This is a genomic window from Streptomyces sp. TE5632, from assembly GCF_054061295.1.
On the sequence record NZ_JBSSEA010000003.1, the window covers coordinates 4,623,880 to 4,636,884 of the forward strand.

At 70.4% G+C, this 13,005-nt stretch carries 13 protein-coding genes and 1 pseudogene; 9 read left to right on the plus strand and 5 right to left on the minus strand.

Annotated elements, in window-relative coordinates:
* Nucleotides 1–31: 31 nt before the first annotated feature.
* The 3 genes from ACVW19_RS26270 (at nt 32) to ACVW19_RS26280 (ending at nt 2,242) form a co-directional block, all read left to right on the plus strand.
* Nucleotides 32–835: a hypothetical protein gene (locus ACVW19_RS26270; protein ID WP_457462291.1), complete on the plus strand. Its 804-nt coding sequence runs from the start codon at nt 32–34 to the stop codon at nt 833–835.
* Nucleotides 836–916: 81 nt separating this feature from the next.
* A complete protein-coding gene (locus ACVW19_RS26275) occupies nt 917–1,108 on the plus strand; it encodes a hypothetical protein (RefSeq protein WP_457462292.1) in 192 nt (63 codons plus the stop codon).
* Between the two features lie 228 nt (nt 1,109–1,336).
* On the plus strand, nt 1,337–2,242 hold the full coding sequence (locus ACVW19_RS26280) for a hypothetical protein (RefSeq protein WP_457462294.1): 906 nt from the start codon (nt 1,337–1,339) through the stop codon (nt 2,240–2,242).
* A 152-nt stretch (nt 2,243–2,394) separates the two neighbouring features.
* On the opposite strand, the gene ACVW19_RS26285 is transcribed toward ACVW19_RS26280, so the two are convergent.
* Nucleotides 2,395–3,645, minus strand: coding sequence for an MFS transporter (locus tag ACVW19_RS26285; protein ID WP_457464785.1), 1,251 nt, complete (start codon nt 3,643–3,645; stop codon nt 2,395–2,397).
* 554 nt (nt 3,646–4,199) lie between these two features.
* Between ACVW19_RS26285 and ACVW19_RS26290 the strand changes: the two genes are divergently transcribed.
* Nucleotides 4,200–4,583 (plus strand): VOC family protein, encoded by a 384-nt coding sequence (locus ACVW19_RS26290; RefSeq protein ID WP_457462295.1) that lies wholly within the window; start codon nt 4,200–4,202, stop codon nt 4,581–4,583.
* Between the two features lie 109 nt (nt 4,584–4,692).
* Here the strand turns inward: ACVW19_RS26290 and ACVW19_RS26295 are convergent, their stop codons facing one another.
* Together ACVW19_RS26295 and ACVW19_RS26300 are read right to left on the minus strand one after the other, a co-directional pair.
* Nucleotides 4,693–5,304 (minus strand): hypothetical protein, encoded by a 612-nt coding sequence (locus ACVW19_RS26295; RefSeq protein ID WP_457464786.1) that lies wholly within the window; start codon nt 5,302–5,304, stop codon nt 4,693–4,695.
* A gap of 121 nt (nt 5,305–5,425) precedes the next feature.
* Nucleotides 5,426–6,430, minus strand: coding sequence for an extracellular catalytic domain type 2 short-chain-length polyhydroxyalkanoate depolymerase (locus ACVW19_RS26300; protein ID WP_457462296.1), 1,005 nt, complete (start codon nt 6,428–6,430; stop codon nt 5,426–5,428).
* A gap of 388 nt (nt 6,431–6,818) precedes the next feature.
* On the opposite strand from ACVW19_RS26300, the gene ACVW19_RS26305 reads away from it, so the two are divergent.
* On the plus strand, nt 6,819–7,028 hold the full coding sequence (locus ACVW19_RS26305; protein WP_457462297.1) for a hypothetical protein: 210 nt from the start codon (nt 6,819–6,821) through the stop codon (nt 7,026–7,028).
* A complete protein-coding gene (locus ACVW19_RS26310) occupies nt 7,025–7,756 on the plus strand; it encodes a restriction endonuclease (RefSeq protein WP_457462298.1) in 732 nt (243 codons plus the stop codon). Before ACVW19_RS26305 ends, ACVW19_RS26310 begins: the two co-directional genes overlap by 4 nt.
* A gap of 333 nt (nt 7,757–8,089) precedes the next feature.
* On the opposite strand, the gene ACVW19_RS26315 is transcribed toward ACVW19_RS26310, so the two are convergent.
* A complete protein-coding gene (locus tag ACVW19_RS26315) occupies nt 8,090–8,434 on the minus strand; it encodes a hypothetical protein (RefSeq protein ID WP_457462300.1) in 345 nt (114 codons plus the stop codon).
* Nucleotides 8,435–8,461: 27 nt separating this feature from the next.
* Nucleotides 8,462–8,515, minus strand: a pseudogene (locus tag ACVW19_RS26320) (hypothetical protein); the annotation flags it as partial.
* Nucleotides 8,516–8,733: 218 nt separating this feature from the next.
* Between ACVW19_RS26320 and ACVW19_RS26325 the strand changes: the two are divergent.
* Genes ACVW19_RS26325 through ACVW19_RS26335 form a run of 3 tightly spaced genes read left to right on the plus strand, consistent with a single transcriptional unit; the run spans nt 8,734 to nt 12,558 of the window.
* Complete coding sequence (locus tag ACVW19_RS26325; RefSeq protein ID WP_457462301.1) at nt 8,734–9,258, plus strand: (2Fe-2S)-binding protein; 525 nt, start codon at nt 8,734–8,736, stop codon at nt 9,256–9,258.
* Between the two features lie 22 nt (nt 9,259–9,280).
* Nucleotides 9,281–10,315, plus strand: a complete 1,035-nt coding sequence (locus tag ACVW19_RS26330) for an FAD binding domain-containing protein (protein WP_457462302.1) — start codon at nt 9,281–9,283, stop codon at nt 10,313–10,315.
* Nucleotides 10,312–12,558: a xanthine dehydrogenase family protein molybdopterin-binding subunit gene (locus ACVW19_RS26335; RefSeq protein ID WP_457462303.1), complete on the plus strand. Its 2,247-nt coding sequence runs from the start codon at nt 10,312–10,314 to the stop codon at nt 12,556–12,558. Before ACVW19_RS26330 ends, ACVW19_RS26335 begins: the two co-directional genes overlap by 4 nt.
* Nucleotides 12,559–13,005 lie beyond the last annotated feature (447 nt).

The following is a 13,005-nucleotide window of genomic DNA, read 5'->3' on the forward strand; positions in this document are numbered from 1 at the left end:
TGCCGGCTCGACGACGCCATAGCCTCCGCCTGTGACCAACAGCCGCAGGCAGACCGAGAATCCTCGCCTCGACGGGCTACCTGACTATCAAACGCTTCTGGACGGTACAGATTGGGCGTCGCTCGCCACTGCGTGCGGGACAGGTGAATCCCTGCCGGCGGCGCTGGCACGCCTCCTCGACCCCGACCCGGTCGTCAGGGCAGACGCCGCCAAGAACGCGTTCGGGGGAGTAACCCACCAGAACACCATTTACGAAGCCACCGTGCCCGTAGCGCTCTACGCCGCGGCCATTCTCGACCACCCGGCCATCACGGCGGGCGACTTCGGCCACGATGCGGACATGCCACCGCGTCACCCGACCCTCGTGAGGCTACTTAACTGGCTCAGCGACACCGCCTACGACGCCGACGACGAGTGCGTCGCCCTTGGCGAACGTCATTACGGCGAGGGGTTTCTCCACGAGTACGGGGAGATGCGCGCGTTTCGAGACCTGCGCCCGGCGATCTTCTCCGCTGTCCGTCCTCTCCTCAGCCACGACAACGCGGACGTACGTGACGCGGCCTTGGTCGCCGCCATCCCCCTCGCAGAGCACCCCGCCCTCACCACGCACCGGGGCGAGCTGGTCGACCACGCCCGCCATCTGCTGGCCACCAGCACTGACCGCCACAACAGAGACCGCGTCCTGGACGCGCTGAAGTCATGGCGTTACGACACCAGCGACCTGGAGAACGCAGCCGACATCGCAGCCCGGGAACGTCACGCCCGTCTCATGGCCGAACGCGCCTCCTGGGCAGGCGACTGGACAGGTGGCTACACCGAAGACCCGCCATTTTGACTCTGACCCGCAGAGCCCCCCAACCATCCGCTGATCACCCAGCGTGGCCACACCACACAAGCTGAGCCCGAACCCGTTCTCATGAACAAAGCCATCCCCTCCCAAGGGCCGATCCACGACAGCGCCTACGAAAAGATCTTCGGCGGTGACGCTCTCGAACCGACCGCTGGTGAGGGAGCCCGGACGGGCGAGGAGACCGCGGCCGTGCGCGAATTCCTCCGCGCGGGGCTGGATCTCTGGGAGCAGGCCGTGCGGGGGTCGGCACCGTCCTGATCGAATCTCCGGAACTTCCGCACGCACGCAGCCCGACCACCGCTGTAGTACCAGCCCGGAAACTGCTCCCCGCACCCGAGGGGCCGGTTCCCGGTGCAGGAGGTGGGTCCGGTAACCGGACTCGACCTGACCCGTGAGTAGTTCCAACACGGGCAGCATCACCGCGGCCCGCGTCGTAGAAGCTGCACCGAAGGCAACGAATGATGACACCGGATGGGGGAGGGGCATGTGAACGACGGGGTGAAGCGGCTGCCGGGGCTGCGGGTGGAGGAGCCGGGGCGCCCGCACGGCTTGCGGGGGCCGCAGCCGATCTCCGTTTCGATGGTGGCGGTGCTGGCGATGGCTCCGGCCGCCGTGGAGATCGTGGGCTTCGTGGAGATGGCGGGGGAGTCTCCGATGCGCGGCGATGGTCCCGGCATCGGGTTGCTGACGCTTCCTTTCCTGTTCTGCTTCGGTCTTCCCGTGGCGTTCCTGGGTACGTTGTTCGGGGTGTTGCCGACGCTGTCGGTCGCCGTGTGGGCGGGGCGACGGTGTGCAGGGCGGCACGTGGGAGGGTGGATTCCGGTGGTGGCCGGTTGTTGGGCGGCTGCGGTGGCGCTGTGGCCGGCGGTGGTGGGGGACGGCCTGGAGACCTGGCTGTGGGTGTGGCTGTCCGGTACGGCGGCGCTGTCGGCGGTGACGCTGCTGACACGGTGGGCCCTCACCCGTGGACGCCCGTACGGGACGGTCGTCGGGGTCGGCCTGCTGTCGGCGGTCGCCGTGGTCGCCGTGGGGTCCTCGGCCTACGGGACCGGGCTGGTGGACGAGTACGCACCGCCCCGGGTCCACGCCTCGGAGCTGGTCGGCACGTGGAACGACGGCCACGGCGGCACGCTGCGGCTGGACGAAGAAGGGCGTGCGGTGGCCACCGGCACCTGGAGCGGAGGCGGAGTGGACTCGCCGGACGGGCGATGTGAGGGCTCGGGCACGTGGAGGTTCGCACCGGACGACGACCCCTGGCTCCAGAGCGTCACCGTCGATGTCGGCGATTGCTGGTCGGGGGAGTGGACACTGAGCGGCACGGGCGGCAGCCCCAAGCTGAACTACCAGCTCGGAGACACGGACGCGCCCGAGTGGTACGTGCTCACCCGGTGAGAAGGGCAGGCGCACCGGCTGGTGCGCAGTACTCGTATCGAGGCGAGCCGCGCAGTCGGCCGGACCGGCCGACTGCGCGGTGGTGACCGCGCTTGCCTGGTGGCTGCGACCGCTGACGGAGTCGTGCCGGCTGTTCGCGGCGGCAGGGGACGTCACGCAGCCGGGGCCGGAGCCTCCGGCGGGGCGGGGAGTGTCCGTCCCAGGCGGGCGAGTGGGGACAGGGCCATCAGTGCCGGTGACAGCAGCATGCCTGCGGCTGTCACCAGGAGGCTGGTGCGCGTCCTCCACGCTTCCGCGAGGAAGCCGCCGAGCAGCGAACCGAGCGGGGTCAGCCCCATGCCGACGAAGTTGATCGTCGCGGCCGCGCGGCCCTGCATCCCGTCCGGGGTGAGGGTCTGCCGGACGGCCATGAGCGTGACGTTCACCAGCTGACCGAAGGCCCCGAACACGAAGCTGATCGCAAGGAGCGCGGGAACCGTCACCACGGAGGAACCGTGCAGTGCGGGGACGAGCAGGAACACGCCGTCGCCGAGTGCCGCCGCGGACACGAGCACGGCGCCGTGTCCGAACCGGCTCGGCAGGCGGGCGGCCAGCAGCGAACCCAGGAGCGCCCCGGGCCCCGTCGCCGCGAGTACCAGCCCGACGGCGGTGCCCGACAGGTGCAGGTCCCGTGGCAGGAACAGCAGGTGGAGGGTCATCACGGCGGCGAAGAAGAACTGGAAGGCGGCTGAGGCGAGGCACACGGCCCGCAGCGAGGTGTCGCCGGCGACGAAGCGGAGGCCCTCGTGGATCCGCCGCCAGACCCGCGGAGGACGTTCCGAGCGCTCCGGGACGGATTCGTGGCGACCGATCTGTCGGATCGACAGGAACGACAGCGCGAAGAACAGCGCGCTGGAGGCGGCGGCGACCGGCGCCGACAGCACGGACACCAACGCACCACCGAGGGCGGGACCACCGATCTGCGCAGCGGACCGACTGCCCTCGAGCGCGCTGTTGGCTTGCACCAGCTGATCACGTTTCACCAGCCGTACCAAGGACGCCTGGTACGCCACGTCGAAGAACACGGACAGGGCCCCGACGGCGAAGGCGACCACGAGCAGCACCGGCAGGCCGAGCCAGCCGAGGAGACCGGCCACGGCGGCGGCGCCCAGCGCCAGGGCCCGGCCGGCGTCCGCCAGCACCATCACCGTGCGGGTCCGCCACCTGTCCACCCACGCGCCGACGAAGAGCGAGAGCAGCAGAATCGGCGCCTGCCCCACCGCGCGCAGGGCACCCAACTGGCCGGCACCGGCGTCGAGCGTCAGGACGGCGAAGAGCGGCAGGACCACCAGACACGCGTGTTCGCCCAGTTGGGAGGCGGTCTGGCCCACCCAGAGCCTGCGGAAGTCACCGTCCCGCCCCAGGCGTGACGGAACAGGTCGGCCTGAATCGGATACAGCGGAGGAAGCGGAGGAAGCGGAGGAAGAGGACAGCACAGGGACCCCTCGGATGACCGAAGACGAGAGCTGCCAACCGGCGCACGCCAGGTGCACCGACGGTTTCAGGCAGCGGGAAGGGAAGGCTCGCTGTGCCGCGCCGTGAGGGCAGCACGCGATGACGGGCCGCTCGCGGCCTCAGACGTCAACGCGTGCTCGGACGACCGACCATGTCTTCGCTCCTTGTGAGTCACTCGCTGCGCGAACACTAACTCCCGCTCGGCAGGGCCCGAAAGGCAATTAAGGACCGGGCAGACGGCGGGAGGAGCCCGGCTGTTCGCGCCGGGGCACGAGGGCGGGGCGGCTCGACCGGTCGCTTGGGCACCGAGGACGCATGGTGACCGCAGAGTCCTGGGTCGGCACCGCCTGGACTACAGGGCTGTTCCGTCGATCGAAAGTGCTGCCGTGCGCCTGAGCTGTGTGTACGAAGGCTGAGCGCAACTCGGTGGCGTCCGGAGTGGAAGTCAGGAAGGCTTGCGCGCATGGTTTCGGTAGTGCAGAACGTGGCGATCGACTGTGCGGATGCCTACGGGCTGGCCCGGTTCTGGAGCGGGGTGACCGGCCGCCCACTGCATCCGGAGGACAGACCGGGCGACCGGGAGATTCAGGTGCTGCTGGCGGAGGGTCCGGTGCTGCACTTCAACCAGGTGCCCGAGGCCAAGACGACCAAGAACCGGATCCATCTGTGTCTGCGCCCCGAGACCTCGCGCGAGCAGGAGGTGGAACGGCTGCTGGGGATCGGTGCCACCTTTGTCGCCGATCACCGGAATCCCGATGGCTCCGGTTGGGCAATCCTCGCTGATCCCGAAGGCAACGAATTCTGCGTTCTGCGCAGCGATTCCGACCGAGCCGCGATGAGTTCCTGACGCTCACGCGCCATCATGGCCGGTTTCGCATAGCCGGTGGTGCAGGTGTGGACGAGGAGCGCGGGGACCGACATGCTCCCGAGCCTGTGCCGACCGGTCCGCCCTCCCCTCAACCGCCGGCGTCCACGTCGTTGCGGGGCGCTCCGTCCCCGGCCGGCGGCAGATCGCCGCGCTCGACGGGTTCGGACGGCGCCGCGCCGCCGACGGGCGCGGACGGCAGCAGCTCGGCGGCCTCCTCACCGGACGGCCGGCGGGCGTCCCGCGCCGCCTTGCGCAGGACGTCGCGGGGGACGCCCGCATCGCCCTCGAGCCGTACGACGTGGCCCTTCTTCACCACGGCGTACTCGTGTGCCCCCTGTCCGGAGCGGTACCAGATTCCCTCCTCGTCCGACTCGCATGTCTGCTGCCCCTCGGCGCAGTCGGAGGCGGACATCGTGCCCCGGTCGACGTACAGCCGCAGCTGCTCGCCCCCCTGCCGCGAGACGTACGTGGCGGAGAAACCGTCCCCGCCGTACACCCCGACGGACTGCCGGGCGAGCGCGAACCCGGGTGCCTCGATGACGTAGACGAGCTCCGGGGCGATGCCCAACGCCCTGGACCGGGTGATGAGTTCGGCGGCGGGGGCGTCGGTGTCCCGCGTCTGCCCCGGTTCACTACCACAAGCGGTGAGCAGCAGAGGAACGAGCAGCAGCGGCAGCAGTGGGCGCACGGTACGGATCATGTGCCCATCCAACCGGACGCCGATCGCCGGCGCCTGTGCCATCGGGATGGTCGTCTCCGGCATGGCCGCCTCCGTAGCCTTCCGCCGCCGACTCGGGTTCGCGTTCCCCGGCGCGGGAGGCTCAGCCGCCGAGGGCGGTGACCATGTTCATGATGGTCTGGACCTGGGCGCCGCCCTTGATGGGGTAGTTGGTGGCGCCGAGGTAGCCCCACCAGTCCCAGCACCCGTTGGGGTTCACGTAGGACGACGTGGCCTGCGGGTACAGGACGATCATCTTGTTGTGGTCGGCGTACTGGTTGAGGTTGGCGCGGTCGACGAAGGTCGTACCGATCTTGTCGTAGCCCTGCTTGCAGCCGTGCAGGGAGACCATCAGGCGGCAGCTCGATCCCGCCTCACAGGCCGTGGGGACGTAGGCGAACCCGGAGCTGCCCATGCTCAGGGTGCTCGCCATTCCGTTGACGGCGTGGGTGCTCTGCCCGAACTTGATGAGCCTGCCCGTCAGCGGCCCGGTGTTGGGGGAGGAGACCGAGCCGAAGAGCTTCTGCAGCAGTGCTTTTTGGGGGTCGGTGCCGCAGTCGTTCATGTACGGCGCGCTGTTCGCGGTGCAGTTGTTCGGCCCGTACGGGGTGACCCAGGAATGCCCCGCCGCGGAGGTGTCGTCGTAGGTCACGTCCGCGCCGAAGTGCTGGTAGAAGGCCTTCCCGGCATCGCCGACCGAGGGCTTCACCGTGGTGTCGTTCCTGCCCTGGTAGAGGTACACGGGGCTGCCGGACAGGTTGCCGACCGGGTCGATCCAGCCGTAGGAGGACCAGGTGGAGGCCCGCGAGGTCAGAGTGCTCAGATAGGTGGGGTAGATGTCGTCCCCGCAGCCGTACAGGGCCTGGTAGACGTTGTTCTGGGCGCAGTAGTACGGTCCCGCCCCGAAGATCGCCGCGCCCTTGACCTTCTTCGAGTGGGCGACGTGCAGCTGACCGGCCATGTAGCCCCCGGAGGAGATTCCGGACACGTACACGCCGGAGATGTTGTGGCCGGTGAGGCTGCCCGCCACCGGGGGCACCGTGTGGAGCGTGGCGGCCTGGGCGGTACCTGTCGGCGTCAGCAGGGCCACCAGGACGGAGAGGATCAAGACGGGGGACCACCGGAGGACGCGTTGACGGGCTCGCATCATGTGCACCTGCTCCCTGGGGCTCGCGGTCCGGTCAAGTCGCCGGTTTGTGCGGTAGCGGCACTGTAGGAGCGACGCGAGAGCACTGGCGATGTGTGCGGCACACATCCGACAGCGCACCACAGTGGCTCAAAGACACTGGACCTACAGCACGCTACGAGCGGCCGACCCGACCACGTCCCGTTACCCCCAGACAAGTCGGCGGTTCAATTCGGCCAGGTCCGATCGCTTTGTGTCATTCGTCGGCAACTGCCTCCCACATCACCGAGGCGCGGCTAAACAAGAAGGCCGGGGCGGCGTACTGCCGTCCCCGTGGGGTGTCGGCCGGACGGTGAGGGGGGTTGGACGGTTGCTGACCATCAACGTGGCGGTGCTGCTCGCAGCTGTCGCCGTCTGGCGGCTGCGGCGGCGTACGGAGGCCCGCAGCCGCTTCGACGAGAAACTGACCGTCGTCATGGTTCTGGCGCTGGGGGTCCTGATCGCACCCACCCCGGTAGGCCAGGGGATCCAGGACGTCCTGGGGCAGCTCGCGAGCGGCGTCACGCAGGCCGACCGATGAGCCCCCGCGCGCGCAGGGGCCGGGCGGCGGCCACCAGGCGCCCGTCGGCGCGACGGCGCACCCGCCGACCGGGCAGGCGGCGGCAGCGCGCGGACGACCGGCTGATCGGTCTCCTTGTGGCCGTGGGCCTGGCCGTCGCCCTGGTGGTGGCCGTCATCAACTGGCTGCTGGTCCACTGGTGGGTCATGGTCGTCATCAGCGTGCTCGCGGTGCTGGCCGGTGGCAGCCGGCTCTACCGGAGGCAGCAGCAGGCGCGGTGGGAAGCGGTCCGCGCGCAGGGCCTGCGCTACGGACTGTCACAGCTGGACGTCCTGCACCACTCCCGGTTCGAGGACGCGGTGCGGGACCTGATGCGTCGTGACGGCTGTGGGGACGCGGTCCGCGTCGGGGGCGGCGGAGATCTGGGCGCTGATGTGAAGGCCACCGACCCCTACGGGCGGCGCTGGGTGATCCAGTGCAAACACAGGCGCAGCGGCCTTGCCGGGTCCGCCGTGGGCACGCCGGACCTTCAGGTCCTCAACGGCACCGCCCGCCAGGTCCACGGCGCCGACGTCGCGGTGATCGTGACGAACGGTCGGGTCACCGCACCGGCCGTGGCCTTCGCCGAGCAGCAGCGCCTCCACGTGGTCGACCGCCACACCCTCGGAGTCTGGGCGTCCGGCTCACGTCCCTTGTGGGAGCTGCTGCGGGCCGTCCCGCCGCCCCGCAGACCGACCGCCCTGTCCTGAGCGGACCGCAGCCGCGGCCCGTCACCGAGTCCTTCGGACAGGCGCCGCGGATCTTCGCGTTGCGCCGGGCACGAGCCGAGCGGGCGGGAGCGGCGCCCGGGGAGACCACGGCCCGCTGGGGAAGTCGGCGTGAGGTGGGCGCGCGGGGTTCAGGGGTGGAGGGCGAGGACGTCGTCGATGCGGGATGCGTCGGCGACCCGGGCCGCGGCGGCCGGCGCCATGAAGCCGAGCACGGTCCGGATCTCGTCACGGCGGGCCGGACCTTGTTCGTGACCGCCGTGAGGAGCGGTGAGCCGGGCACCTGACCCAGGACGACGTGCGGGTGCGTCCCGTTCAGGATGTCGGGTGCCCCGGGTACAGCCACCGTCGCAGCAGGCGGCTCATGAACGGCATGACCGCGTAGGTGAGGAGAGGCGCGAGGACGATCGGGAAGACGAGGGTGCGTGCCGCCAGGGGCCAGGTGTGGAAGAACTCCGCGACCAGGCCGTCGTAGAGCAGCGCGAAGGGGTAGACGGCGAGGATCGTCACCAGTGACATCTTCCAGCGCGCCGGCGGCCGGGCGGCGCCGTTGGGGATGTTGAACCACGTCTCCAAGCCGGTGGTGGTCAGCTTCGGGTGGGCCGGGTGGCCGTAGGGTTTCACCCGGTCCTGCCATGCGGCTCGCTGGGGTGACGTCATCCAGCGGTCCAGACTCTCGGTGTCCGCGAAGCGGACGATCGCGTGGTAGCGGTGGCTGTCGTCCTCGGGGCGGAGCCAGGTGACGCCCCGGTGTCCTGTGAAGGCGGCAGCCTCCGCCTCGACCCCGTGGGCCCACTGCTCGAATTCGGTCTCCCCCGCCGGGCGTCACCTCCCAGGTGTAGACCACTGTCACCGCTTCTCGGGCTTCAGTTGCACGCTGGTCCATGTTCCAGATCTTACGTTTGCGGCATTTTTGGGTGTCCATGAGAATGAAGGGATGGCTCTTTGGGAGGTGTGTCATGTCCGCACGCGGCCCGGCCCTCACCGAGCGAGGCGCAGCCCTGCTGGAACAAGGCCCCGGCCCAGTCCGGGTCAGACTGTCGGTGAACGGCACCGAGCGCACTCTGGACATCGAGCCACGCGTCAGCCTGCTCGACGCGCTGCGTGAACACCTGCACCTGACGGGCGCCAAGAAGGGGTGTGACCAGGGAACCTGCGGGGCGTGCACCGTGTGGGTCGACGGGCGGCGCGCGCTGGCCTGCCTCACCCTCGCCATGACCTGCGAAGGCCACGAGATCACCACCGTGGAAGGGCTGTCCGAGAACGGTGAACTGCACGAGATGCAACGGGCCTTCATCGCCGAGGACGCCTTCCAGTGCGGCTACTGCACTCCCGGCCAGATCATGTCCGCCGTGGCGTTGGTCCACGAGGGGCACGACGGGGACGACGACGAGATCAAGGAGTGGATGAGCGGCAACATCTGCCGCTGCGCCGCCTATCCCCACATACGGGCTGCGATACGCGCTGCCCGCGACCGCATGTAGACCGCATGTAGGGAGGCACCCGGTGCGCCCCATCACCTACCTCCGCGCGACCGACACGGCGAGCGCCGTCACCGCCGTGAGCACCGACCCCACCAGCGACTTCCTCGCCGGTGGTACCACCGAGGTCGATCTGCTGCGCCAGAACGTGCTGAACCCGCGCCGCCTCGTCGACATCAACGATCTCCCGCTGACCGACGTCGAGGGCGCCCCGGCGGGAGGGGTGCGGATCGGCGCGCTGGCCCGGATGAGCGACGTCGCCGCCGCTCCCGTCGTCCGTGAGCGTTTCCCGCTGATCACCCAGGCGCTGGAGCTGGGAGCGTCCGCGCAGCTGCGCAACATGGCGTCCATGGGAGGCAACCTGCTGCAGCGCGTGCGCTGTTCTTACTTCCGCGACGCGGAGTCCCCCTGCAACAAGCGCGAGCCCGGCACCGGTTGCTCGGCCGTCGAGGGCTTCAGCCGGGGGCACGCGGTGCTCGGCACCAGCGAGCACTGCATCGCCACGCACCCCTCGGACGTGGCCGTGGCCCTTGTCGCGCTGGACGCCCAGGTGCGCACGACGGGCCCGCACGGCGAACGCACCTACGCCATCGACGACTTCTTCCTCCTCCCCGGTGACTCCCCGCATCGGGAGCACCCCCTGGAGCACGGTGAGCTGATCACCGGGATCGAGGTGCCCGCCACGCCCGTCGCCCGGCACTCCCACTACCTGAAGGTCCGGGACCGGGCCTCGTACGAGTTCGCGCTCGTCTCGGTCGCGGCCGCGCTCTCCGTCGTGGACGGCGTGATCGCCGACGTACGGATGGCACTGGGCGGGGTGGCCACCAAGCCCTGGCGGGCCAGGCGGGCCGAGGACTTCCTGATCGGCGCGCCCGCCCGGCGGGACGACTTCGCCATGGCTGCCCGCGTCGAGATGGCCGACGCCCGGCCGACCCCCATGAACGCCTTCAAGGTCGAACTTGCGCAGCGCGCGATCGTCCGCGTCCTCGACCTGCTCAGCGACGGAACGGGAGACGGGTCCGAGCCCGGACCCGGCCCCGGGGCCGGGAGCCCGTCATGACCACCATGCCCACGACGACACCGCCCGCCATCGGACAGCCCCTCGACCGCGTCGACGGCCGCCCCAAGGTCACCGGGAGCGCGCACTACTCCGCCGAGATCCCCCTCCCGGACATGGCGTACGCCTACGTGGTCGGCTCCCGCATCGCCGCCGGACGGGTTTCGGGGATCGACGCGAGTGCCGCGACGGCCGAGGAAGGCGTACTCGCGGTCCTCACCCACGAGAATCTGCCGAGGATCGCGGAGCAGCCGCCGCTCGTGCCCTCGCTCGCCGGCACGGCGGCGCCCGGACAGACGTACTTCCCGATGCAGGACGACATCGTCCACTACGCCGGCCAGCAGATCGCGCTCGTCGTCGCCGACACCTGGGAACGCGCCCAGCACGCGGCGCACCTGCTGCGTGTCTCGTACGAGGAGACCGCCCCGGTCACCACCCTCGACCAGGGCCGGGACCGGGCGTACGTGCCCGAGAGGATCTTCGGAGGATGGATACCGGGGCGCATCGAGCGCGGCGACGTGGAGGCCGGGCTGAGGGACGCGGACGTGCAGGTGGAGGCGACGTACACCTACGCGGCGAACAACCACAACCCGATCGAACCGTCCAGCACCACGGCCCACTGGGACGGTGGCGTCCTGCTGCTGTACGACTCCACCCAGGGAGTCAACGCCACACAGATGACCGTGTCACGGCTGCTCGGCGTTCCGATGTCGAGGATCCGGGTCATCGGCCACTACGCCGGTGGCAGCTTCGGCTGCAAGGCGATGATCCACGCCCACCCGACGCTCGCCGCCATGGCGGCCCGGGAAGTCGGCCGACCCGTCAAGCTCGCCCTCACCCGGGAGCAGATGTTCACCTCCGTCGGCCATCGGGAGGAGCAGGAGCAGCACGTGACGCTCGGCGCGACGCGCGACGGTCGGCTGACCGCCGTTCGGCACCACAAACTCTCCCCGACCTCCCCCTTCGACGACTGGGCCGAACCCTCCCTCGGCACCTCGTCGCAGATCTACGCGTGCCCCCACTACGAGGGCGTCTACCGGCTGTTCCGGGCGAACACCATGACCCCGACGTTCATGCGGGCGCCGGGTGAAGCGAGCGGTATGTTCGCGCTCGAGTGCGCGATGGACGAGCTCGCCCACGAACTCGGTGTGGACCCCGTCGAACTGCGGCTGCGCAACCACACCGACGTCGACGCCATGTCGGGCTTCCCCTGGTCCAGCAGCGGGCTGCGGGAGTGCTACGAGCGCGGAGCCCGGCGGTTCGGCTGGTCCGGCCGCGATCCCCGGCCGGCCGTGCGCCGTGAGGGCGACTGGCTGATCGGCACCGGCATGGCCACCGCGACGTATCCCGTCGCGCCGCTCGCCAACCCGCAGCGCGCCCGCGCACGCCTCTACGCCGACGGGACGGCGGTCGTCCAGGCCGCCACCCCCGACTTCGGCACCGGCGTCGCCACGGTCATGACCCAGGTCGCCGCCGACGGACTCGGCATGAGCGTGGAACGCTGCCGCTTCGAGAGCGGGGACACCGACCTGCCCAACATCGCCGCCGCGGTGGGCTCGGCGGGTGCCGGCATGATCAGCGCGGCCGTGCACAGTGCCGCCACCGCCCTGCGCGGTCAGCTCGTCAACAAGGCCGTGGCCGACGCCGGTTCACCTCTGCACGGCGCGAACCCGGTCGACGTCGTGGTCCGGGACGGCGTCATGACCGCCGGAACCGCGTCCGAGGCGTACACCGATCTGCTGCGGCGCAACTTCCAGCCGGACGCCGAAGCCCTGGGCCAGTGGAACCCGCCCGCCCACGACATCCCCTACGGGATGATGACCTTCGGCGCCCAGTTCGCCGAGGTCGCGGTGGACGCGGAACTGGGCCTGGTCCGGGTGCGGCGCATGACCGGTGCCTTCGCGCCGGGCCGGGTGCTCAACGCCAAGACGGCCCGCAGCCAGCTGATGGGGGGCATGCTGTGGGGGCTGGGGCAGGCGCTGCTGGAAGCCAACCACACGGAGCCGGACACCGGCCGCTGGGTCAACTCGAGCCTCGGCGAGTACCTCGTCGCCGTCAACGCGGACGCTCCGGACGTGGACGTCGAGCTCATCGAGGTCGAGGACGCCATCGTCAACCCGTTGGGCGTGAAGGGCGTCGGCGAGATCGGCCAGGTCGGCGTGGCGGCGGCGATCGCCAACGCCGTGCATCACGCCACCGGGCGCCGGGTGCGCAAGCTGCCGATCACGATCGAGGACCTCCTCTGAGGGCGGCGGACCTCCTTCGAGGGCATACGGACCGTCCCGCCGGGCCTCCCGGGACCAGGCCGTGATGACGTCGGTGCCGGCCCGGCTCAGGGCGGTGTGCAGCTCGGCCGGGAACGGTGTGCCGGTGACGAGGGCGTCGCATGCCGAACACAGACACGGCGTGAGACCGACGGCCCGTGCAGCAATCGCTCCTACGACTGCACAGGCCTCGGTGCCCCCCATCAGCCCGACCCACGCTCCTAGCCGGAAACTCGCCCGTCAACGGGTCGGGCTGATGGGGGGTGCCGGCTCCGAGCCCCGTCCGGCTGCGCGCGTTCGTCTCGGCCAGCCGGGCCCGGAGCAGCTCCTCCGAGGTGAGCGGCCGGACGCGCTCCGGGGAGGCGTCCCACTCCCGCCCGCCGGACAGCGGGCGGAGCTGGAGGTACGGTCCCGCATGCCCCATGACGA

Bases quoted from the DNA above. Each gene is read 5' to 3' on its own strand.
- ACVW19_RS26335 (WP_457462303.1), top strand. From the start codon at position 10,312: ATGACCACCATGCCCACGACGACACCGCCCGCCATCGGACAGCCCCTC.
- ACVW19_RS26310 (WP_457462298.1), top strand. From the start codon at position 7,025: ATGAGCCCCCGCGCGCGCAGGGGCCGGGCGGCGGCCACCAGGCGCCCG.
- ACVW19_RS26290 (WP_457462295.1), top strand. From the start codon at position 4,200: ATGGTTTCGGTAGTGCAGAACGTGGCGATCGACTGTGCGGATGCCTAC.
- ACVW19_RS26275 (WP_457462292.1), top strand. From the start codon at position 917: ATGAACAAAGCCATCCCCTCCCAAGGGCCGATCCACGACAGCGCCTAC.
- ACVW19_RS26315 (WP_457462300.1), bottom strand. From the start codon at position 8,434: ATGACGTCACCCCAGCGAGCCGCATGGCAGGACCGGGTGAAACCCTAC.
- ACVW19_RS26295 (WP_457464786.1), bottom strand. From the start codon at position 5,304: ATGATCCGTACCGTGCGCCCACTGCTGCCGCTGCTGCTCGTTCCTCTG.
- ACVW19_RS26325 (WP_457462301.1), top strand. From the start codon at position 8,734: ATGTCCGCACGCGGCCCGGCCCTCACCGAGCGAGGCGCAGCCCTGCTG.